Raw genomic sequence first — 2,498 nt, forward strand, 5'->3', positions numbered from 1 at the left:
AGGAAGCTGCAAGATTTGGTTTGCAAAGCGACCTTAACAAGTAAGAATAACGATCGGACGATCGATATTAATGGCAATAATATCAAGCTAGTCGATTTTGAAGGTAACGAATATTACCCATCCAGTTTGCGGTTAGCTAACCGAGTCAGTGAAAACAACTCAATTAAGGCTGAACTAGTCGAAAATGTTCCCTTTAAAGCAAGTTTTATTTTCAATAAAATCCCTACAAATATCACTCAGGTCGCCTTACTGCAAGTTTCCTTAAGCGGTGGCATTAATGCAACAGCTAAATTTCGGAATTTTGAAGTCAATTCAGCCCAGAATACTGCCACTAACCCAATTAAAAAGCCTTCTGGAACCCCTGGGTTAGCCACGATTGTCACCGATGTCAGTAACGATCCTAGTTCGATCTGTCCCGATCGGACTAAAATCATGTATCATGCCACTTCTAAAAGTTACTTGATGTACATTTGTGGCGCAAAAATCCCTACTCACTATGTCGGAATTTCTAGAGATGGGTTCCAAGGTATTACCCTGAGACTGCGATATTACGATCGCACCCAATTCTCCGCAGATAATGGTGAAACCAACTATACGATCGCCGCAAATCGATTAGTAATTAGAAAAGACAGCAAGATCGTACATCAAGAAAAAATTCAGGTTGTGCAAGCATTACCAAGCATAAATGCACCAGATCGGACAGCGAATAAAAGCAAGCCCAAAAAAACTCCTAACCCACCAAGTAGCGATGCCAGCCAGAAACGGATCTAGAGCGCTCCCTCGACTGTGCCTGAGTACCGCCCGCTCGGTCAAGCTCGAATATTTCTAATTGTAATATCTTAAAATACAATTAAAGTCCGATCGAATAACTCCAGTAAAGTTACCGATTTTGATGTCAAATTTAGAGATCGCGCTCCCTTAATTTTCAGTATAATCTGCTAATTCTGAGCAGAAACTCTTGACTACCTCAGTATTTTTACGTGGATCGACTGGACGATTGAATTTCGATCGAATATAGTTAAGATTGAGGTCAAAAATTGCAGTGTTTGTATGAAAGAGGCTCAGGATTCTACTCATCAGTTACCATCGTCACCACCCGATCGTCACGTTGGCAATCCTAGTAAGCTGGCAATTTTGTATGACTCGATTCTCGTGCCCAGCGGCGACGGCAAAGATAATTCTTCAGATGTAGAAGCACTTTATGCTCATTCGCTGACAATTTGCCAGCAGCAATTTGGTGCCAACCATATTTACACTGCTCAAAATCTCAACAATTTAGCAGTTTTATATGAATCGATGGGTAAGTATATAGACGCAGAATCCCTATACGCACGGACATTATCGATTAGAGAAGAACAATTGGGAGCGACTCATCCTTATACCGTTCAAAGTTTAAATAATCTCGGACTGCTATATGAATCAATGGGTCGCTATACTGATGCGGAGCCATTCTACACCAGATCTTTAACTATTAGAGAAGATCGCCCTGGTGGCAATCATCTTCATATCGCCCAAAGTCTCTATAGTCTGGCGCAGTTATATGCGGCAATGGGTCGCTATACCGAAGCCGAACCTTTATACATTCGCTCTTACGGTATCTGCCAACAAGAATTGGGTGCGGATCATCTCGATACAGCTCAAAGCCTCACTCATCTGGCTGGCTTATATCTGATTATGGGTAAATATACTGAGGCAGAACCTTTATATACCCGCGCTCACAGAATTTACGAACGCCAGTTAGGCGCAGATTGTCCCGAAACTGCCCAAAGCCTACAGGATTTAGCTGCTCTTTACTTAGAAATGGGTCGCGATGAAGAAGCAGAATCCCTGTATATCCGCGCTCTAAAGATTTACGAACAAAAAGTTGGCGTCAACCATCTCGACACCATTGCCAGCCTGAATAATTTAGCTAACTTGTATTCAGCCGTCGAGCGATATAACGATGCCGAGTCATTGTACGTGCGGGCGCTCAAGATTAGCGAGCAACAGTTAGGATCTTACCACTTAGATACGATTCCCAGCCTCGATCGTCTAGCAGACCTCTACAAATCGCTACAACGATTTGAGGAAGCTGTGCCGCTTTACGCTCGCGCACTGGAAATCAGCGAACGGGGATTGGGATCTCATCACGCTCACACCGCTCAAAGTGTGGGTCATCTGGGAAGTTTGTATTACGAAATGGGGCGATTTTCTGAGGCACAAGCCCACCTGACGCGGGCGCTGACAATATACGAACAGCAACTAGGGCGAGAACATCCTTATACAGCTCAAGTCCTCAATAACTTAGCAAGTCTCTACTATCGGATTGAAAACTATCCTGAAGCCGAACCTCTCTACGCCCGAGCATTAGGTATTTACGAGCGTCAACTCGGGCGAGATCATCCCCACACAGCACAAGGATTAAATAATTTAGCAGTACTGTATTACAAGACTGGTAACTATAGCGCTGCCGAACCACTATACGTGCGGGCGCTAGAAATTAGAGCGCGTCAACTGGG

General features: G+C 43.9%; 1 protein-coding gene and 1 pseudogene. Both read left to right on the forward strand.

Going from position 1 to position 2,498, the window contains the following annotated elements; all coding sequences use genetic code 11:
- Positions 1 to 771, forward strand: a pseudogene (locus RMO52_RS13945) (hypothetical protein); the annotation flags it as partial.
- A gap of 279 nt (positions 772 to 1,050) precedes the next feature.
- A partial coding sequence (locus tag RMO52_RS13950; protein WP_310415223.1) for a tetratricopeptide repeat protein occupies positions 1,051 to 2,498 on the forward strand: 1,448 nt, incomplete at its 3' end.

Origin of the sequence: Chamaesiphon sp. OTE_8_metabat_110, from assembly GCF_031382685.1 — a bacterium.
GTDB lineage: Bacteria > Cyanobacteriota > Cyanobacteriia > Cyanobacteriales > Chamaesiphonaceae > Chamaesiphon.